The following is a 20,399-nucleotide window of genomic DNA, read 5'->3' as shown; positions in this document are numbered from 1 at the left end:
CCTTTATGTTGATGCGTCTCTATAAAACCAGCGCTTAAAGGTGGGAACCGGTTTTTCAGAAAAAAGCACCTGCGATGCAATTTTCCGGGGAGTGTCGGGCTCAAACGGATCGAGTTCTTCGCTGCCCCTTGCCAAATGCGCCCTGCCCGTCGCATTTTGCCGGCCATGCGTCCCGCTATCCTCGACCCGCTGTTTGCCTCCATCTCTTCGCTGCCCGGCGTCGGGCCGAAGGTATCCGAGCTGCTGGTTAAACTGCTCGACCGCGAGACGATCGACGATTGCCGGGTCATCGACCTCATTTTCCACGCGCCGCATTCGATCATCGACCGACGCGAGCAGCCCGGTATCGCGAGGGCGCCGCAGGGCGCCATCGTCACCATTACCGGCCGTGTCGACCGACACCAGCCGCCGCCGAATGCGCGTAGCAACGTTCCCTATCGCGTCTATCTGCACGACGAGACCGGAGAATTGGCGCTGGTCTTCTTCCGGGGTAAGGCGCAATGGCTCGAAAAGCAGCTGCCGATCGACGAGACGGTCACCGTCAGCGGCAAGGTCGACTGGTTCAACGGCCGCCCATCTATGGTGCATCCGGATTACATCATGCGCGAGAGTGAAGCGGAAAACCTGCCGCTCGTCGAACCGGTCTATCCGCTAACCGCCGGCCTCACGCCGAAGTTCCTGCGCAAGACCATCGAGGCGGCGCTGCCGCGCATTCCGCAGCTGCCTGAGTGGGATGATATAACCCTTACGCAGAGGCAGGGCTTTCCCTCGATCTCCGATAGCTTCCACATGCTGCATGCGCCGAGAGATGCGGCCGATATCGATCCGCAATCTCCCGCGCGCCGCCGGCTTGCCTATGATGAATTCCTGGCAGGGCAATTGTCGCTCTCTCTCGTGCGCCAAAGGCTGCGCAAGGTTGCGGGGCAGCCGGTGCATGCAACTGGAGAAATCAGCCGCAAGATACTGGAATCCCTGCCCTTCTCGATGACGAACAGCCAGCGTGAAGCGGTTGCCGATATTCTCAAGGATATGGCGGGCACTGAGCGCATGCTTCGGCTGCTGCAGGGTGATGTCGGCGCGGGAAAGACACTGGTGGCACTGATGGCGATTGCCGCCGTGATCGAAAGCGGCGGCCAGGCCGTGTTGATGGCACCGACCGAAATCCTGGCTCGCCAGCATCATGCAACGATTTCAAAATTCGCAGCGAGTGCAAACCTTTCCGTCGAAGTTCTCACAGGCCGCACAAAGGGACGCGAGCGGGATGCGATCCTCGAGCGCATTGCTTCCGGGGAAGCACAGATCATCATCGGCACGCATGCTCTCTTCCAGGACAGCGTCGCCTATGCCAACCTCATGCTGGCTGTGGTCGACGAGCAGCACCGCTTCGGCGTTCACCAACGCCTGCGCCTGACCGCGAAGGGCATCTCGCCGCATATGCTCGTGATGACCGCGACGCCCATACCGCGAACGCTGGTGCTCGCCGCCTTCGGCGATATGGACGTTTCGAAGCTCACTGAGAAGCCGGCGGGACGCAAGCCGATCCAGACGATCACCATTCCGAATGAACGAACCGGCGACATCGTCGCACGCCTGAGAAGCGCGCTATCTGAGGGTAAAAAAGCCTATTGGATATGCCCACTTGTGGAGGAATCCGAAGAATCCGATTTAATGTCCGTCGAAGAGCGCCATGAGACATTGACCAAGGCGCTTGGACCGGGCATCGGCCTGATCCATGGCCGGATGAGCGGCCCGGAAAAAGACGCCGTGATGATGGCGTTCAAGAATGGCGAGATCCGTCTGCTGGTGGCCACGACCGTCGTCGAAGTGGGTGTCGATGTCCCTGACGCGACCATCATGGTCATCGAACATGCCGAGCGCTTCGGCCTAGCACAGCTGCATCAACTGCGCGGCCGCGTCGGTCGCGGTGACGAAGCCTCGACCTGTATCCTGCTCTACAAAGGCCCCCTCGGTGAAACTGGGCATGCGCGGCTGTCGATCATGCGCGAGACGGAAGACGGCTTCCGCATTGCCGAGGAGGATTTGAAGCTGCGCGGCGAAGGCGAGCTTCTGGGGACACGCCAGTCCGGCACACCTGGCTTCCGCATCGCCAGCCTAGAAGCCCATGCCGATCTCCTGGAAATTGCCCGCAAGGATGCCGCCTATCTCATTGAGCGCGATCCGGAGCTCACCAGCGAGCGTGGCAGTGCGGTACGCACCCTGCTCTATCTCTTCCGTCGCGACGAGGCGATCCGGTTCCTGCGAGCGGGGTGAGCGGATGGACGCGTTAGCCGCGTCCATCCCTGTCTCTCACGACATTACTTTGCGGCGAGGCCGGGAATGGTGACCTGGAACACCTGGAACATGGTGTCGACATCGGCACCGCTTTCATCCTTGTAGGCGGCTCCGACCTGGAAACCGTCCTGGGTGATGAAGTCGTTATCATTGGCAACGAACAGGAAGTAGTCGTCGGGCAGCTTCGGATCCTGAACGCTGACGATCGACATGGCCTCCCACTTTTCCGAGAGGTTGTTACGGTCGTTCGGCGCGCCATTGTGCAGACCGAAGCGCGCAAGATCGGCGCTGTCGTTGATGTCGATGAACTGGCTGACGACAGCCGGCTTGACGGAGGGATCAAGAACGCCCTTTGGCGCGACAGCCGTGTCGCCGTCGAACTTGCCGCCGGCAATATCGGTGGCAGCGGACACATCGACGGCAACGATGCTACGATAGAGCGACTTATCGCCCTTCTGGCCATAACCATTGTTGCTGTCGCGCGCCAGCATCAGGAAGCTTGTCGGTGAGAGTGCCACGATTTCGCTTTGCGCGGCGACGGCCGTCTTGCCCTTTTCATTGGTAAAGACAGGCAAAGGCACGACATATTCGTGCACCAGTTTCAGATGGTCGAGATCGGCGGCATCATAGACCAGGGCGCGTGTATTCTGCCTGGTAGAGCTGGAATCGCCACCGTCCTGGCGGGTCGCGGACTGAAGCACGACAATCAGGAACTTGCCGTCCGGCGTCAGGGACATCCCCTCGAAGCCCTGATTATTTTGGCGCCCGCTGGTCGGATCCTTCGGATCGGGCGCGGCTTCACCGGGACCGGGATTGTTCGAGGAAAAATTCACGGCGCCGTGGCGCATTGGCAGATACGCCGCCGGCGGTGCCGTGGCCGAGATCATGCGCCCGTCTGCCGAGAAGCGATAGATGTAAGGACCGTATTCGTCACTGATGAACATCGAACCGTCGGGCAGCCGAGCAATAGCTTCGTTATCGAGCGAGATCTTGCCGTTCGGTGCCTGCGGCAAAAGCGGCATACCGCTTTCTGCCTGGCGAACGCCGTTGGCGGGGTCGAGGCCGGTGGTTTCGTTGCCCTTGTTGTCTTTCAAAAGCAGAGTATCCGCGAGCTTGGCCTCGACGCCCGACTGTTCCTGGCCGGCCGGCGGCGTCGCGCCGGGAGCGACCGGAGTCAGCTTGATATCGATGGTGTTGAGACGTCCGCGATAATCGGTGGTGCCGGCGACATTATAGCCGCGGTCCGGCAGCAGCCAGAGCGAACCCTTATAGGTGCCGTCGGCATTGCGGACCCAGCTCTTGGTGTCGATCGACATTCCCGAACCGGAACCGAAGGTCTCGCCGAACTTGTCGCGCAGATTGGCGGGGATACGACCGACCGCGACACGTCCCTTGTTGACGAGCGTCACGCCCTGGACTGCGATGGAATTATCAGCAAGCGCCGCGACTGGTGCGGAAAAAACAAATGCTGCCAGCGCGGCCGACAACAGCGGCAAGCTCTTCGAATGCATATATTTCAAGACAATATCCTCCAGTGAAAATATGTATGGAGACAATGAGATCCATCTCCGACCCGCTCTCAAGCCGCGTCGAAAAACAACAGCCGGGGTCGAAACTCCGAATGTTCGATGATGAGATGCATCCGATTGCCTGTCCCGTAGGACGATCTAAGGCGTCAATATGATAGAGACATGACAGCTCGCGTGATACGCGAGGCCAGGCAACCTACGACAGGAACGGGAGCGTTTCTAAGTCAGCGATTTTATCGGAACGGGCCTGGGCAGCCCCTTCGCCGCGATGAGCTCTTCCTTGTATTCGGGCGATACAAGTCCGCCCGAGATCAGCAGTTTGGCGCCATCCTCCGGGCTCATGTCGAGCACCGTGATCTTTTCGCGTGGAACGAAAACCAGAAAGCCGGCCGTGGGCACAGGTGTCGGCGGCAGAAAGACCGCCACCATGTCCTGACCCATGGCATTGAATTTCGAAGCAATCTCACCCTTGGCATCGGTCGATATGAATACCATGGACCAGAGGCCTGGGCTTGGATATTCGATCAGCCCGACCTTCTTGAAGGATGTGCCCTGCTCTTTCAACACAGTCTCGAAGATCTGTTTGACGCTCTTATAGATGGTCCGCACCAGCGGCACGCGGTTGACGATCGACTCCCCGAAGCGGACGATGCTCTGGCCAATCAGGTTCTTGGCGAGGAAACCAACGATCGTGATGAAGATCATCGCGATCACCAGGCCGGTCCCCGGAACGGCGAAGTTCAGATAGCTTTCAGGATCGTAGCGCGCGGGAATATAGGGGCGAACCCAGCTATCGGCCCAATGAACGACGGACCAGGTCAGCCACAGGGTAATGGCGATCGGGGCGCAGATAATCAGGCCGGCCAGGAAATTGTTTCTGATCCGCGTGGTTACGGACATTTTGATGAGTTTTTCAGTCATTCGCCGCTCGAAAACTCCGTTCCGCCGCCTACTGCTACCCGGCAAATCCTCCCCACCATCTCAGAATGGGAATCGTGCCAGAAATCAGTGCGGCATACAACCCGCCAGCTGCGTCCGCGAGCCGAACAAACGTCCGGCTCACGATGACGTGACGGCAAATGCGGGACGGAAGTTGTCCTATTCCACGGTGACCGATTTAGCGAGATTGCGCGGCTGATCGACGTCCGTGCCCATGAAGACGGCCGTATGATAGGCAAGCAATTGAATCGGCAGCGAGAATATGATCGGGGCGATGATCTCGTCGACGACGGGCAAGGTGATGGTCGCCATGGTCGGCAATGTCGAGGCTGCCGCGCCAAGCTCATCCGTGATGAAGATGATTCGGCCGCCGCGCGCCGCCACTTCCTGCATGTTGGAAACGGTCTTGTCGAAGAAGCGGTCATGCGGAGCGATGACGATGACGGGCATATTCTCGTCGATCAGCGCGATCGGCCCGTGCTTCAATTCGCCGGCCGCATAGCCTTCGGCGTGGATATAAGAGATTTCCTTCAGCTTCAGCGCGCCTTCCATGGCGAGCGGGAAGCTGGTGCCGCGACCGAGATAGAGCACATCCTTGAACTTCGAGATTTCGCGCGACAGGCTTTCCATCTGCGGCTGGATGATATTCAGCACATTCGCCATGATACGCGGCATCTCGACGAGATGGCGCACCATTTCCTGTTCATCCTTGGCGCTGACCGTGCCGCGAGCAACGCCCGCTCCGATCGCGAGCGATGCGAGAACCGCAAGCTGGCAGGTGAAAGCCTTCGTCGAGGCGACGCCGATCTCGGGACCAGCCAGGATAGGAAACACCGCGTCGGATTCGCGCGCGATGGTCGATTCCCTGACGTTGACCACGGCGCCGATCTTCAGGCCGTTGTCCCGGCAATAGCGCAGCGAAGCCAAGGTATCCGCGGTTTCGCCGGATTGGGAAATGAACAGCGCCGCTTGCGACGGCGACAAGGGCATTTCGCGATAGCGGAATTCGGAGGCCACATCGATTTCGACCGGAAGACGCGCATAGCGCTCGAACCAGTATTTGCCGATCAGGCCGGCAAGATAGGCGGTGCCGCAAGCCGAAATCGCAAGGCCGGACACGCCGCCGAAATCTATGGCCGAGACATCCGGGCGCACGCGATGGCTGGCGAAATCGACATAGTGGCTGAGCGCGTGGGAAATGACTTCCGGCTGCTCGTAGATTTCCTTTTCCATGAAGTGACGGTGATTGCCCTTATCGACCACATAGGCGGTCGCTTGGGAAATCTGCCGCAGCCGGCTCACTTCCTTGCCGCTGAAATCGAGAATGGTCGCGCCGGCATGGCTAACGATGGCGCAGTCACCATCGACGAGATAGGTGATTTCGTTGGTGAAAGGCGCAAGTGCGATGGCATCCGAGCCGAGGAACATCTCGCCCTTGCCGTGGCCGACCGCGAGTGGCGGGCCAGAACGCGCCGCCATCAGCGTGCCGGGATCGTTTTGAAACATCACGGCCAATGCATAGGCGCCCGTCACACGGTTCAGCATTTTCAGCATGGCCGAACGTGCGTCCAGGCCTTCGCGAACGTATTTCGCCAATAGATGAGCGACAACTTCCGTATCCGTTTGCGAAGCAAATTCCTGGCCTTCGGCCTTCAGTTCTTCGCGCAGCTCGGAGAAGTTCTCGATAATGCCGTTGTGGACGACAGCAACACCTTCGACGAAATGCGGATGGGCATTGGTTTCATTCGGAACGCCGTGGGTTGCCCAACGCGTGTGTGCAATGCCGGTCGTGCCGGGCAAAGGATCCGACTCGAGGCGCTTTTCCAGATTGAACAGCTTTCCTTCTGCGCGGCGGCGATCCATCACGCCGTCGTGGATCGTCGCAACTCCCGCCGAATCATAGCCGCGGTACTCGAGCCGCCGCAGCGCGTCCACCAAGCGCTCCGCCACAGGCTTCGTTCCGACGATCCCCACAATACCGCACATACAGCTCTCCGTCTGGCCTCAGATATGAGGGCAAGTCCTAATCATTCCTGCGATTTTCTCAATTGCCGTCACGGTCACTTTCGATTTCTGACCGTTACGTCGACACGCGAGTTTTAGTGGCCGCCCTTCTTCGCTGCCTTGATGGCAAGAGCTCGCTCGCGGATTGCCTTGGCTCGCTCTGGCTTTACTTCCTGGCGAGCCCGGCCAAAAGCCAGCGCGTCGGCCGGAACATCATCGGTGATGACACTGCCGGAAGCAATATATGCGCCGTCGCCGATGCGGATGGGCGCGACCAGCGATGAGTTGGAACCGACGAAAGCATTGGCGCCAATATGCGTCTCATGTTTGTTGACCCCATCATAGTTGCAGGTAATCGTGCCAGCGCCGATATTGCTGCCGGCGCCGATCGTCGCATCGCCGATGTAGGTCAGGTGATTGACCTTGGCACCCTCGCCGATCTTGCCGTTCTTGACCTCGCAGAAATTGCCGACCTTGGCACCGCCGGCGAGATCCGCGCCCGGACGCAGCCGCGCAAAGGGCCCAACCGTCGCGCCGGCGCTGACATGGGCGCCCTCAATATGCGAGAAGGCATGGATGACCGCGCCCCCCTCGATCACCGCACCGGGACCGAAAACGACATTTGGTTCGATCAACGCATCCTGGCCGATCACGGTGTCATAGGCGAGGAACACGGTTTCTGGCGCCACCATGGTCACGCCCGACAGCATAAGCTCCTGCCGGCGCCGCTCCTGCCAGAGGCGCTCGATGAAGGCGAGCTCGGCCCGGTTGTTGCAGCCAGTCATTTCGACCTCGGGCGCATCGACCGCAACGGCGCGGCCGCCCAGCGAGCGGGCGATCTCGACGAGATCGGTGAGATAATATTCGCCCTTGGCATTGTTGTTGCCGATGCGGTCGAGAAGCTCCAGCGCCTTGCGGCCATTGATCGCCATCAGCCCGCTATTGCACCACTTTATCGCCAGTTCGGCATCGGTGGCGTCCTTGGCTTCTCGAATGGCGATCAGTTCGCCATCCTTGACCAGCAAGCGGCCATAGACGTTGGGATGCTCCGTATGAAAGCCGATGACGACGATGTCATTGCCATCGGCCAGTCCCTGGCGGGCCGCACGAAGCGGCACATCGGTCAGCAGAGGGACGTCTCCATAGGCAACGATAATATCATCATATCCGCGGGCAATCGCCTCGCGCGCCGCCAACACGGCATGGCCCGTGCCGAGCCGCTCCTTCTGCAGATAGGATTCGACGGCAATATCGCCGATCGATGCTGCCGCGCTGACCTCATCCGCATCGCGCCCGACCACCAGAGCCGCCGCTGAAATCCCGGTCCTGGCGATCGCCTCCATGACATGAGCGATCATCGGACGCCCGGCAATCGGGTGCAGGACCTTCGACATCGACGACTTCATGCGGGTACTGTCGCCGGCGGCGAGGATGATGGCGAGGCAGCTGCGTTCCATTTCAAGCTCCGAGATATACGGTCAAGCGCCGCCCAGGGGCCGGGCGACTCCCCTCATATCAACAAGTCGAGCGATGAACTACGGCGAAATTGAAGGCGACCTTCAGGCTTCGGCAAGAGCCTCGAAAGCTTCGAGAACATGTTGGCGCCCATCGATGATCACAAATTCCATCGCCTTATGGGCCGAAAGGCCGTCACGCGCCGCTATCGCGTCCACTATGGCCATATGCGTATCCGCAATATTGGCGAAGCCATTGGTTGAAGGCGGTGCGCTCATGCGGAACATGCCGACGAGTGCAGCTTCGATAAGTCCGCCCAGCGATCGCATGAATGGGTTCTGCGAAGCCTCCGTAATTGCCAGGTGGAAATGCAGATCGGCGACCGCGAGGCTATCGGAGGTATGATGCGGCGCTGCCATGGCAGCGGCAAGACTGCGGAGCAGTTCGATGTCCTCTCGACTGGCCCTTTCCGCAACGAGGCTTGCGGCAAAAGGCTCGAATGCCATGCGTATATCGTAAAGATGGAGAAGGAACTCCTTGTTGACGCCGCTTTCGAAATGCCAGTTGAGCACCTCGTTGTCGAACATGTTCCAATGGATCTTCTCGGTGACCCGCGTGCCGACGCGCGCACGCGGCACCACAAGCCCCTTTGCGGCCAAAGTCTTCATACTCTCACGCAGGACCGTGCGCGATACCTTGAATCGTTGCAGAAGCTCGCTGTCGCCAGGAAGAATGCTTCCGATCGGAAACACGCCGGAGACGATCGCCTTGCCCAGCTCATCCACCACCTGAGCGTGGCTCGTGCGCGATTTTCCCTCTGATTTTCCGGTCTCAAGCAATCGGTCGCGCAAGCGCTCTGTCCCTCCCTCAGGCATATCGTCGATTCAAGCGGGAAAGCAGCAGGAGACCCTTCTGCATCAGAATAAAGGCAAACAGCAACAAGCCGATCAATATCTTCGTCCACCAGCTGGAAAGCGTTCCATCGAAGGTGATGTAGGTCTGAATCAAGCCCTGTATGAGAATTCCGATGAGTGTTCCTCCGACGAACCCCGCTCCTCCCGTCAGCAGTGTTCCGCCTATAACCACGGCAGCGATCGCATCGAGTTCGACGCCGACCGTGGCAAGCGAATATCCCGCTGAGGTATAAATGGAAAAAACGATTCCGGATAGACCGGCGAGAAAGCCGGACAGAGCGTAGATCTGGATCGTCGTTCTTCCCACGGGCACGCCCATCAGTTCCGCGGTCTGCGCCCCCCCACCCAGCGCGTAGACATTGGCACCGAAACGGGTGCGATGCGCCAGCACGATGCCGCCGGCAAAGACGAGCAGCATGAGACCGCCGATCAAGGTCAGCCGGCCGCCGCCGGGCATCAGCCAATAGAGATCATTGAGCTGAGAGTAGAAATCATGCTCTATCGGAATGCTGTCGATCGACAGCACGAAGGCAATGCCCCGCGCCAGGAACATGCCGGCCAGCGTCACGATGAAGGGCGGCATGCTGAGATAGTGGATGATGGCGCCCATGCCGGCGCCAAAAATTGTCGTGATCACGAGGACCAGAGCGAAAGCGATCAGGGGATGGATCGTGGTATCGCGAAGGACGATCGCCAGGAACACGCCGGTAAAGGCAATGACCGATCCGATGGACAGATCAATTCCGCCGGAGATGATGACGAATGTCATGCCGACAGCTGCGATACCGAGAAAGGCATTATCGGTCAAAAGGTTGCCGATCACGCGCGTCGACAGCATGTTGGGATACTGTGTCACGCAGCCGGCATAAGCCAGAATGAAGATGACGATGGTCGCAAGCAGCGGGAGATATTTCGAATTCACTTTGCCTGCTCCTTTTGCACCATCTGCCCCTCGCCGCGCCGGCGCCAGAAGAATGCGGTTGCGGACTGCATGGCGGGGGATTGGATGACCAGAATGACGATGACGATGATCGCCTTGATCACCAGATTGAACTCCGGCGGAAAGCCGGAGAGCAGGATGCCTGTATTGACCGATTGAATGATCATCGCGCCGATCAGCGAACCGACGATGCTGAAACGGCCGCCAAGCAGCGAATTGCCACCAACCACGACCGCAAGGATCGCGTCCAGCTCAAGCCACAGACCGGCATTGTTGGCGTCCGCACCCTTGATATCGGCCGTGACGATGATGCCGGCGATGGAGGCACAAAGGCCGCTCAATGCGTAAACCGCAATCAGCAGGACCGGGGTCCGGATACCGGACAAGGTGCTTGCCCGGCGATTGATGCCAATGGCTTCGACCAGCATTCCGAGAGCTGTGCGCCGCACCAGAGCGATCACCAGAAGCGCAGCGACAAGCCAGATCACGACAGGCATCGGCAGGGCGGCGAAGGAGCCGCTGCCAAGGAAGATCAGCCCGTCATTGTTGAAGGTGAGGATCGCCCCCTCAGTGATCAATTGCGCAATGCCGCGGCCGGCCACCATCAGCACCAGCGTCGCGATGATGGGCTGGATATCGAGTACAGCGACGAGGAATCCGTTCCAGAGTCCACATGCCAGACCGATGCCGATCGTCAAGAGCAGCGTATAGGAAAGCGAGTAGCCGGCAACAATCGAAGAAGCCGCGACAGCACCGCAAATCGCGATGACCGCCCCGACGGACAGATCGATCCCTTTCGTGGCGATGACCAGCGTCATGCCGATGGCGAGCAGCGCTACCGGCGCACCGCGATTAAGTACGTCTACCAAGCTCCCGTAGAGTCTTCCGTTCTGAACTTCCAGATGAAAGAAATGCGGGAACATGATGAAATTCAACAGAAGAATAACCGCGAGTGCAATGAGCTGAGGCATCAGCCGAAGCAAGGAGGTTTTGATGGGCGAGCTCATGCGTCCTCCCGCGTCTTTTGAGCCGTAGCGATAGCCTCGACGATATTTCCGGCCGTTATCTCACTGCCGGTCAACTCAGCAATATGTTCGCGGTCGCGCAGGACGATGACTCGCGAACTATAGGCGACAAGCTCCTCGAGTTCGGATGAAATGACCACCAGGGACATTCCCTGCCGGCAGAGATCCTCGATCAATCGGATGATTTCCGCATGGGCACCGACATCGATGCCGCGCGTCGGTTCATCCAGGATGAGGAAGCTCGGATTGGTCGCCAGCCAGCGCGCAAGAATCGCTTTCTGCTGGTTACCGCCTGAAAGGAGCCTGATCGGCTTTTCCCGGTCGGTCGTGCGGATATCCAGCGCCTTGATGTAGCGATCGGCGATGGCGTTCTGCTCGCTGCGCGGCAAGGGCCTTGCCCAGCCGCGCCTTGCCTGCAGCGCCATGATGATATTTTCGCGAATGGAGAGATCACCGATGATCCCATCGGTCTTGCGATCTTCCGGACAAAAGCCGAAGCCGCTCTTGATCGCGGCGCGCGGACTGGAAAGTGCAACGGGCTTGCCTTCGATCTTCGCCTCGCCGCTGTCGGCGCGCTCAACGCCGAAGAGCACTTCGGCGGTCTCCGTCCGCCCCGAGCCGAGCAGGCCGGCAATGCCGACCACTTCGCCGACGCGCACCTCCATGTCGAACGGCTTGATCTTGCCGCGCTTGCCGAAATTCGTGAAGTGATATTTGACCGGGCCGCTTTCCGTCTCGCTCTGCTTGATCGTGCTTTCAGTCTCGGCGAGTTCGCGGCCAAGCATCATGGCGATCAGGGTCTGCCGCGGAAGACCGTCCGCCTCGCGGGTGCCGACCAGCCGGCCGTTGCGGAGAACGGTGATGCGATCGCAGATTTCGTAAACCTGCTCCAGGAAATGCGTAATGAACACAATTCCCAGTCCGCGCTGTTTCAATCGCCTGACAATACCGAACAGCATCTCTACTTCATGCGTATCCAGGCTCGCAGTGGGCTCATCGAGAATGAGGACCTTGCCGGACAGGTCGACGGCGCGGGCGATGGCGATCACCTGCTGAATGGCGACCGAAAAGCGATCGAGCTGGCGGCCGACGTCGATATCCAAGCCATATTGCGACAGCAGATCTCTCGCCATCTGGTTCATGACGCGGCTGGTGACCATACCGAACCGCCGCGGCTGACGACCCAGAAACAGATTTTCCGCGACGCTCAGATTGGGCAGCAGGTTCACTTCCTGGTAGACCGTTCCAATACCGAGCTTCTGAGCGGCAAGCGTATCATGCGGATCGATCTCGGCCCCGTCGAGAACCAGAGTGCCCGCATCGCGGCGATAGGCGCCGGTCATGCATTTGATCAAGGTCGATTTTCCGGCACCGTTTTCGCCGAGAAGCGCATGGACCTCGCCGCGCATCAATGTGAAATCGACATGATCGAGAGCGGTCGAACCAGGGAAATATTTACAAAAACCTGTCGCCGTCAGAAGTCGCTCTACGTCGTGAGCCATGAAGCGCGAATTTCCTTGGAATGAATCAAATTGCGAAAGCGATAGCCGGCGCATTCTACGGGTGCGCCGGCATCTTGCACACGATATCGCACCGGCGCGGCATTGCCGATTCGGTGCGATGGGCTTTCATCTTAGTAGCCGAGGTCTTTCTTCTGCTCGTAGACCTTCTGCGGATCATCGGCCTGGGTATAGAGCTTGGATTCCGTCTGGATCCACTTCGGCGGCTCTTTCTTGGTCTTCAGGTAGGCATCGAGTGCATCGAAGGCCGGACCAGCCATGTTCGGCGTCAGCTCCACGGTTGCGTTGGCTTCACCGGCAGCCATGGCCTTGAAGAGATCCGGAACCGAATCGATCGACACGGTCAGGATGTCCTTGCCCGGCTTCAGGCCGGCTTCCTTGATCGCCTGAATGGCGCCGACGGCCATATCGTCGTTATGAGCGTAGAGCGCGCAGATATCCTTGCCGCCGTTTTCAGCCTTCAGGAAGCTTTCCATGACTTCCTTGCCTTTGGCGCGGGTGAAGTCGCCGGTCTGGCTGCGAACGATCTTCAGGTTATCGTGGCCCTTGATGGCTTCCTCGAAGCCCTTCTTACGGGCGATGGCCGGCGAGGAACCGGTCGTGCCCTGCAATTCGACGATGTTGCACTTCTTGTCGCCGACTGTCTTCACGAGCCAGTCGCCGGCAACCTTGCCTTCATGAACCAGGTCGGATGTGACAGCCGTCAGATAAAGGTCCTTCGGCGCGGCGACCGTGCGGTCTAGCAGGATGACCGGGATCTTTGCTTCCTTGGCTTCCTTCAGAACGGCATCCCAGCCGGTTTCGACGACGGGCGCCAGCAGGATCGCATCGACACCCTGCGCGATGAACGAGCGGATCGCCTTGATCTGGTTTTCCTGCTTCTGCTGCGCGTCAGCGAATTTCAGGTCGATGCCGCGCTTCTTAGCTTCCTGCTTGGTCAACGTGGTCTCAGCCGCGCGCCAGCCAGACTCCGAACCAATTTGCGAGAAGCCGACAACCAGGTCTTTAGCCGACGCCGACGTAAACATGCAGGCAGCGAGAATCGTAGCACTAACGAGTGCGGTCTTAAACTTCATGATTATCTCCCAAAGGCCATCTCCTCAGGCCCGCCGTCAAAAAATCATATAGTAATACTTTTGTAAATCGACATTCGATGATGCAGCGCAACAAAAAAGGGCGCCCGAGGCACCCTTTTCTCAACTTTAACTATTCGATGGAGCTTACTTCGAAGCCGGCAACTTGTCGTCCACGCCTTCGATGTAGAAATTCATGCCGAGCAACGTGCCGTCGTCAGCCTTTTCACCGGCCTTCAGCCAGGGCGTGCCGTCCTGCTTGTTGATCGGACCGGTGAAGGGAGCCAGCTCGCCGGATTTGATCTTGGCTTCGGTTTCTTGGGCCATCTTCTTCACGTCGTCGGGCATGTTCGTATAGTCGGCCATCTTCAGGATACCGTCCTTCAGGCCGTCCCAGCTCTGTTCGGACTTCCAGGTGCCGTCGAGCAGTGCGTGAACGCGCTTGGAGTAGTAGTTGCCCCAGGTGTCGACAATCGCCGTCAGCTGTGCCTTCGGGCCAGCCTTGATCATGTCGGAAGCCTGGCCGAAAGCGTGAATGCCGCGCTCTTCGGCCACCTGCATCGGCGCCGTCGTATCGGTGTGCTGCGTCAGGATATCGACGCCCTGGTCGACCATGGCCTTGGCGGCGTCAGCTTCTTTGCCCGGATCAAACCAGGTGTTGACCCAGACGACCTTCAGCTTAAAGCTTGGATCGATCGAGCGGGCGCCCTGTTCGAAGGAGTTGATGCCCATCACGACTTCCGGAATCGGGAAGGACGCGATGTAGGCGGCACCATGGTTCTTCGACATCTTGGCGGCGATCTGGCCGAGGATGTAGCGGCCTTCATAGAAGCGCGAGTTGTAGGTCGCGAGATTCGGACCGCTCTTGAAGCCGGTCGCATGTTCGAACTTTACCTTGGGGAACTTGGCGGCAACCTTGACGGTCGCATCCATGAAGCCGAACGAGGTGGAGAAGATCAGCGAGCAGCCGGAGCGGGCGAGACGCTCGATGGCGCGCTCGGCGTCCGGGCCTTCCGGTACGTTTTCGAGATAAGGCGTCTCGATCTTGTTGCCGAATTCCTTCTGGATCTGCTGACGGCCGAGATCATGCGCCTGCGAATAGCCGCCGTCCGTGTGCGAACCGACATAGACGAAGCAGACCTTGGTCGGTGCTGCTTCTGCAGCGGCAGCGAAACCAACGATGGCGGCCGCTGTCGTTGTGAGGGCGAGTGCTAGTTTTTTCATGGTTACCCCTACTGGTTTGACATGTTTTGCAGAAATCGGTCCGGCCGTTGCAATCAACGCTCCGGAACGAAGGCCTTGCCGAGCGACGCTGGCGTGTTGATCAAGGTCGCGCGGCGATTTTGAGAGATGATGACGAGAACCACAATAGTCGACGCATAGGGCAGCATCGACAGGAATTGCGAGGGAATGCCGACGCCGAAGCCCTGCGCATGGAACTGCAGGATCGTTACGGCGCCGAAGAGATAACCGCCGGCCAGAACACGCATCGGCCGCCAGGAGGCGAAGACGACGAGCGCCAGCGTCACCCAACCGCGGCCGGCCGACATGTTCTCCACCCATTGCGGCGTGTAGACGAGCGATAGCTGCGCGCCGGCAAGCCCGGCGCAGGCACCGCCGAACATGACAGCGAGATAGCGCGTGCGGATGACGTCGATCCCGAGCGCATGGGCGGAGCCATGGCTGTCGCCGACAGCACGCAGCTTCAGGCCGGCGCGGCTGCGGAAGAGGAACCAATTCACGCCGATCAGAAGCGCGATTGAGAGGTAGAAGGTCAGATCCTGCTTGAACAGCACCGAGCCGATCAGCGGAATATCCGACAGGAACGGGAAGACGATCTCGTGCAGCTGGACGCCAGGCACGCTGACATAGCCTTCACCGATCATGCCGGAAAGGCCGAGCCCCAGGATGGTCAGCGCCAGACCGGTCGCCACCTGGTTCGTCACCAGCGTCAGAGTGAGGAAGCCGAACAGCAGCGAGAAGAGCGCACCGGCAATGATACCGGTCAGCAGGCCGACATAGGGCGATCCGCTCATCTGCGCGCCGACAAAAGCGGCGACGGCGCCGATAATCATCATGCCTTCGACGCCGAGGTTGAGGACGCCCGAGCGCTCCACCACCAATTCGCCGAGGCCAGCGATAACGAGCGGCGTCGATGCGGTGATGATCGTCAGGAGGATTGCTTCGAAAACGCTCATGCCGCACCTCCACGGACCCGCGACCAGATCACACGGATTTTGTAATAGATCAACGTGTCGCAGGAGAGCACGAAAAATAGCAAGAGGCCCTGGAAAACGCTGGCCGCCTTGGCTGATATCCCCGGCGATAATTGCGCGGCTTCACCACCGAGATAGGTCAGCGCCAGCACCAGACCGGAAAGGATGGCTCCGAGCGGATTGAGGCGCGCAAGAAAGGCGACGATGATGGCGGTGAAACCGTAACCCGGCGAGATCGCCGGTTGCAGATGGCCGATGGAACCGGAAACTTCGGATATGCCGGCCAATCCCGAGAGCGCCCCCGAAACGAGAAAGGCGAACCAAACCATTTTCCGCGAGGAAAAACCGGCAAAGCGCCCTGCCCGCGCCGACTGGCCGAGCACGCTTATCTCAAAGCCTTTCAGCGTATATTTCATAACGAACCAGGCAAGGATCGCCGCGATAACGGCAAAGACGATGCCCCAATGCGCGCGCCCGGAATCCTCCCAGATTGCCGGCAGGACGGCTTCCGGCGGAAAATCGATGCTCTGCGGGAAATTATGGCCCTGCGGATCGCGCCACGGCCCGCGCGACAACCAATCGAGGAACAGTTGCGCAATATAGACAAGCATCAGGCTCGTCAGGATCTCATTGGTATTGAAATGCGCCTTCAGAAGCGCCGGAATGGCGGCATAGAGCGCGCCACCGATGGCGCCGGCGATCAGCATCAAAGGCAGGATCATCGGCGAATGCCAATCAGTGAAGACGATCGGGATGAAGGAGCCGGCGATCGCGCCCATCGTGAACTGGCCTTCGGCACCGATATTCCAATTGTTGGAACGGTAGCAGAGGCAAAGGCCGACGGCGATCAGGATCAGCGGCCCGGCCTTGATCGCCAATTCGTGCAGCGACCACACTTCCAGCAGAGGCTCGACAAAGAAAGCATCGAGCGCCTCGACGGGATCCTTGCCCATGACGGCGAACATGATGGTGCCGGCGATCAGCGCCAATGCGAGGGCAAGCAGAGGTGAAAGCAAACCGAACAGTTTCGAGACCTGCGGGCGCTTTTCAAGTTCAATGCGCATGTGCAGGCTCCGAATGCGTTTTCGATTCATGCAGCCCGCCCATCAGCAGGCCAATCTTTTCGCGCGTCAACTCGCCGGCGGGATAGGACGGTGACAGCCGCCCTTCCGAAATGACGGCAATATCGGTCGCGACTTCGAAAATCTCATCCAGATCCTGGCTGATGACGAGCACGGCCGAGCCATCGCGAGCGAGATCGACCAGCGCCTGGCGGATGCGGCTTGCGGCGCCGGCATCGACGCCCCAAGTCGGCTGGTTGACGACGAGCACGCTCGGCTGACGATCCAATTCGCGGCCGACGATGAACTTCTGCAGATTGCCGCCGGACAGCGCGCCGGCAGCCGGATCCTCGCCGCTCTTGCGCACATCCATAGCCTCGCAGATGCGCTTCGTCGCCTGCTTGACCGCGCCGTGCCTGATGACGTTGAAGAAGCCACCACCCAGAAACGACTTGCGGTCCGACTGATGCCTGGCGAGCACGAGGTTATCCGACAGCTTCAATGCGGATACCGCAGCATGGCCGTGGCGTTCCTCCGGCACGAAACCGGCGCCGATCAGTCGGCGCGCATTAATGCCCTTGGTGCCGACGGACTTGCCGCGCAATTGGACGAGATCGTCCGCTGCGACCGTGTATTCGCCGGAAATGACATCGAACAATTCGCCCTGGCCGTTGCCGGCAACCCCGGCAATCGCCAGGATCTCGCCGGCGCGCACACGCAGGGAAACGTCCTTCAGTGCCATGGCAAACGGGGTTCGTGCCGGTGCCGAAAGACCGGCAATCTCCAGGAGAATATCTCCCTTCGCACCGAGGCCCTCGTGCTGCACGCTGGCGACATCGTTGCCGACCATCATACGAGCGAGCGAACCGGTCGTTTCCTGCCGCGGATCGCAGGCGCCCGTAACTTTGCCGTGGCGCAGGACAGTAGCGCGCGAACAGATGCGCTGCACCTCCTCCAGCCGATGGCTGATGTAGAGCACCGAGCGTCCCTCGTCTCTCAACTTAAACAGGGTCTCGAAGAGACGATCGGCTTCCTGCGGTGTCAAAACGGAAGTGGGCTCGTCAAGAATGATCAGTTTGGGATTTTGCAGAAGCGCCCGCACAATCTCGATGCGCTGGCGTTCGCCAACCGAAAGATCGGCGACATGCGCATTCGGATCGAGCGGCAATCCATAAGCGTGAGAGAGCTTTGCGGCTTCCTCGGAAATTCTTGCAAGCGGGATATTGCTGTCGAGCGAGAGCGCTATATTTTCGGCGACAGTCAGCGCTTCGAACAAAGAAAAATGCTGGAATACCATGCCGATGCCGAGCTTGCGCGCAGTGCCCGGCGCGTCTATCGACACAGGTTGCCCTTGCCAGACGATCTGTCCATGCGACGGTTCGAGCACGCCGAACAGCATCTTGACAAGCGTGGATTTGCCGGCGCCGTTTTCGCCTAAAAGGGCGTGAATTTCGCCTGGCTGGATTTCAAGATCGATTTCGTTGCAAGCAGTAAAACTGCCGAACAGTTTCGTCAGTTTGCGAACCGACAATAGTGCACCGGTTGCCGGCGCATCGGATGACGACACGTTCCCCTCATTTCCTTCCCACCGTCCTGCCCTTTACGGATCTATGGGATCAGTAGTGTAGTTCCACTCGTTTTCCTGGCTTCCAAATCCGCATGCGCGCGCCCTGCATCAACAAGCGGATAAGTTTGATGAATATTGATACGCACTTTGCTGCTTTGCACAACAGCAAATAACGCCTTTGCACTGGCTCTCAACTCCTCAGCTGTGCCGACATAGGCAAAAAGGCTTGGCCGCGTGGCAAAGAGCGAGCCTTTCTGATTGAGGATGGCAAGATTGAAATTCTCGATCGGGCCGGAAGACTGGCCGAAGGTGACCCACATCCCGCGCGGCTTCAGACAATCGAGTGACCGCGGGAAAGTATCCTTGCCCACCGAGTCATAGACGACATCGACACCCTTGCCTCCGGTAATCTCGCGGACACGCTCGGCAAAATTCTCTTCGCTGTAGTCGATGACGTGGTCGTAGCCGTGCGCCAGCGCTAATTCGACCTTTTCGGCGGAACCGGCAGTGCCGATGACGGTTTCGGCGCCGAGGGCCTTAGCCCATTGGCCGGCAATCAGGCCTACACCGCCTGCAGCCGCATGAAACAACAGCGTCGTTCCAGGACCAACCTTGAAGGTGCGGTTCAGCAGATACTCGGCCGTCATGCCCTTCAGCATCATCGATGCCGCGGTTTCAAGCGGAATATCATCGGGCACTTTGACCAGATGCCGGGTCTCGATGTTGCGTTCGATGCTGTAGGCGCCATCGCTGCCGGCATAGGCAACGCGATCGCCGACGGCAAAATCGGTTACCCCAGGCCCGACTTCGGTGATCGTCCCCGCAGCTTCCTTACCGAGCGGCAACGGAAATTGAGGTGCCTTATAGAGGCCGGAGCGAAAGTAGACATCGATGAAGTTGAGGCCGATCGCAGCGTGACGAAGCTGCACCTCACCCGCGCCGGGAGGTGGCAAATCCACCTCCTCCAGCTTCATGACCTCCGGACCGCCATTTTCATGAATACGGATAGCCTTGGTCTTCTTCATGATGCACAATCCTTACTGACGTCCGAGGGACGGGAAAAACTGCAGCACGGCACCGATGCAATAAAGATAAGTCCCGCTGACGATGAACAGGACAACCGCCCATTGCGGCATGACGAAATGCATCAGCAGCGAATAGATGCCAAGCGCCGACCAGAAGAGAAATATGCCAAGGTTCAGCGGCCGCAAGCGCTTGACGCGCACCGGATGCAGAAAATTGATCGGCAGGAAGGTCAGGACGACGGAAACACCGACGAGGATCATGGCTGTCGTTGCACTGGCGCCGATGACGAAAAGGGTGAAGATCACCATGTTCCAGACCACCGGAAAGCCGGAGAAGAAATATTCGTCCGTCTTCATGCCCGTATCGGCGTAATAAATGGCGCTGGAAACGACGATCATGCCAGCGGCGACGAACGACCAAGGCTCGCCGATCATGCCGCTCTCATAGAGCGCGAAGGCAGGCAGGAGCACGTAGGTCACGTAATCGATGATATTGTCTAGTGTGTCGCCGGACCAGTTGGGTAGCACCTCCTTGACGCGGACCTTGCGCGCAATCGGTCCGTCTATGCCATCGACCAGCAGCGCCAGGCCAAGCCACCAGAACATATCGACGAAGCGATGTTCCGACGCCGCGACGACACCGAGAAAGGCGAGAAACGATCCGGATGCCGTCAGTATATGAACGGAGAACGCACGCATCTCCGCATAAGGCACCCGCTTGTAATTGAAGATTTTCATCCGCCCCACGACTCGTCAGCTTATTCACCTGCCCCGGCAGGCGGTTTTTCTTGCTAATATGCATCCTTTGGTCGGCATCGCCAGCGCAAAAGCGTTCATTG

General features: G+C 59.1%; 16 protein-coding genes. 1 reads left to right on the top strand and 15 read right to left on the bottom strand.

Annotation, left to right across the window (positions count from 1 at the left end; all coding sequences use genetic code 11):
* The first annotated feature begins 165 nt into the window (after window positions 1–165).
* Window positions 166–2,271 carry an ATP-dependent DNA helicase RecG gene (recG, locus tag JJQ51_RS22185; protein WP_152094184.1) on the top strand — a complete coding sequence of 702 codons (2,106 nt, stop codon included), beginning with the start codon at window positions 166–168 and terminating at the stop codon, window positions 2,269–2,271.
* A 44-nt stretch (window positions 2,272–2,315) separates the two neighbouring features.
* Here recG and JJQ51_RS22180 read toward each other — a convergent pair whose 3' ends face one another.
* The 15 genes from JJQ51_RS22180 to pcsA form a co-directional block, all read right to left on the bottom strand.
* A complete protein-coding gene (locus JJQ51_RS22180; RefSeq protein WP_233788714.1) occupies window positions 2,316–3,803 on the bottom strand; it encodes an esterase-like activity of phytase family protein in 1,488 nt (495 codons plus the stop codon).
* A gap of 237 nt (window positions 3,804–4,040) precedes the next feature.
* Window positions 4,041–4,742 (bottom strand): DUF502 domain-containing protein, encoded by a 702-nt coding sequence (locus JJQ51_RS22175; protein ID WP_113333759.1) that lies wholly within the window; start codon window positions 4,740–4,742, stop codon window positions 4,041–4,043.
* Between the two features lie 177 nt (window positions 4,743–4,919).
* A complete protein-coding gene (gene glmS / locus JJQ51_RS22170) occupies window positions 4,920–6,746 on the bottom strand; it encodes a glutamine--fructose-6-phosphate transaminase (isomerizing) (protein ID WP_269245336.1) in 1,827 nt (608 codons plus the stop codon).
* Window positions 6,747–6,859: 113 nt separating this feature from the next.
* Window positions 6,860–8,221, bottom strand: coding sequence for a bifunctional UDP-N-acetylglucosamine diphosphorylase/glucosamine-1-phosphate N-acetyltransferase GlmU (gene glmU, locus JJQ51_RS22165; RefSeq protein WP_269245335.1), 1,362 nt, complete (start codon window positions 8,219–8,221; stop codon window positions 6,860–6,862).
* 102 nt (window positions 8,222–8,323) lie between these two features.
* The gene (locus JJQ51_RS22160; RefSeq protein ID WP_269245334.1) at window positions 8,324–9,070 is read right to left on the bottom strand and encodes a FadR/GntR family transcriptional regulator; all 747 of its coding nucleotides are present in this window, start codon (window positions 9,068–9,070) and stop codon (window positions 8,324–8,326) included.
* A gap of 16 nt (window positions 9,071–9,086) precedes the next feature.
* Entirely contained in the window at window positions 9,087–10,055 is a 969-nt protein-coding gene (gene yjfF, locus JJQ51_RS22155; protein ID WP_113333756.1) for a galactofuranose ABC transporter, permease protein YjfF, read from the bottom strand.
* Window positions 10,052–11,080, bottom strand: coding sequence for an ABC transporter permease (locus JJQ51_RS22150; protein WP_152094188.1), 1,029 nt, complete (start codon window positions 11,078–11,080; stop codon window positions 10,052–10,054). The genes yjfF and JJQ51_RS22150 overlap by 4 nt, the downstream gene beginning before the upstream one ends.
* A complete protein-coding gene (gene ytfR / locus JJQ51_RS22145; protein ID WP_269245333.1) occupies window positions 11,077–12,600 on the bottom strand; it encodes a galactofuranose ABC transporter, ATP-binding protein YtfR in 1,524 nt (507 codons plus the stop codon). Before ytfR ends, JJQ51_RS22150 begins: the two co-directional genes overlap by 4 nt.
* Before the next feature lie 131 nt (window positions 12,601–12,731).
* Window positions 12,732–13,694: a galactofuranose ABC transporter, galactofuranose-binding protein YtfQ gene (gene ytfQ, locus JJQ51_RS22140; protein WP_069612140.1), complete on the bottom strand. Its 963-nt coding sequence runs from the start codon at window positions 13,692–13,694 to the stop codon at window positions 12,732–12,734.
* A 144-nt stretch (window positions 13,695–13,838) separates the two neighbouring features.
* Window positions 13,839–14,915 (bottom strand): BMP family ABC transporter substrate-binding protein, encoded by a 1,077-nt coding sequence (locus JJQ51_RS22135; RefSeq protein WP_069612139.1) that lies wholly within the window; start codon window positions 14,913–14,915, stop codon window positions 13,839–13,841.
* A gap of 53 nt (window positions 14,916–14,968) precedes the next feature.
* Window positions 14,969–15,889, bottom strand: a complete 921-nt coding sequence (locus JJQ51_RS22130; protein WP_113352558.1) for an ABC transporter permease — start codon at window positions 15,887–15,889, stop codon at window positions 14,969–14,971.
* Window positions 15,886–16,971, bottom strand: a complete 1,086-nt coding sequence (locus JJQ51_RS22125) for an ABC transporter permease (RefSeq protein ID WP_069612137.1) — start codon at window positions 16,969–16,971, stop codon at window positions 15,886–15,888. Before JJQ51_RS22125 ends, JJQ51_RS22130 begins: the two co-directional genes overlap by 4 nt.
* Complete coding sequence (locus tag JJQ51_RS22120) at window positions 16,961–18,535, bottom strand: ABC transporter ATP-binding protein (RefSeq protein WP_113333753.1); 1,575 nt, start codon at window positions 18,533–18,535, stop codon at window positions 16,961–16,963. The genes JJQ51_RS22125 and JJQ51_RS22120 overlap by 11 nt, the downstream gene beginning before the upstream one ends.
* Before the next feature lie 41 nt (window positions 18,536–18,576).
* Window positions 18,577–19,560, bottom strand: coding sequence for a quinone oxidoreductase family protein (locus JJQ51_RS22115; protein ID WP_113352559.1), 984 nt, complete (start codon window positions 19,558–19,560; stop codon window positions 18,577–18,579).
* 12 nt (window positions 19,561–19,572) lie between these two features.
* Window positions 19,573–20,298, bottom strand: a complete 726-nt coding sequence (gene pcsA, locus JJQ51_RS22110) for a phosphatidylcholine synthase (protein ID WP_113352560.1) — start codon at window positions 20,296–20,298, stop codon at window positions 19,573–19,575.
* Between the last annotated feature and the right edge of the window lie 101 nt (window positions 20,299–20,399).

The sequence above is a fragment of the Rhizobium sp. AG207R genome, assembly GCF_027109195.1.
In the GTDB taxonomy this organism is placed as follows: Bacteria; Pseudomonadota; Alphaproteobacteria; order Rhizobiales; family Rhizobiaceae; genus Rhizobium; species Rhizobium dioscoreae.
The sequence above is the reverse complement of the archived record's forward strand: the minus strand, read 5'-3'. Positions and strand labels throughout refer to the sequence as shown.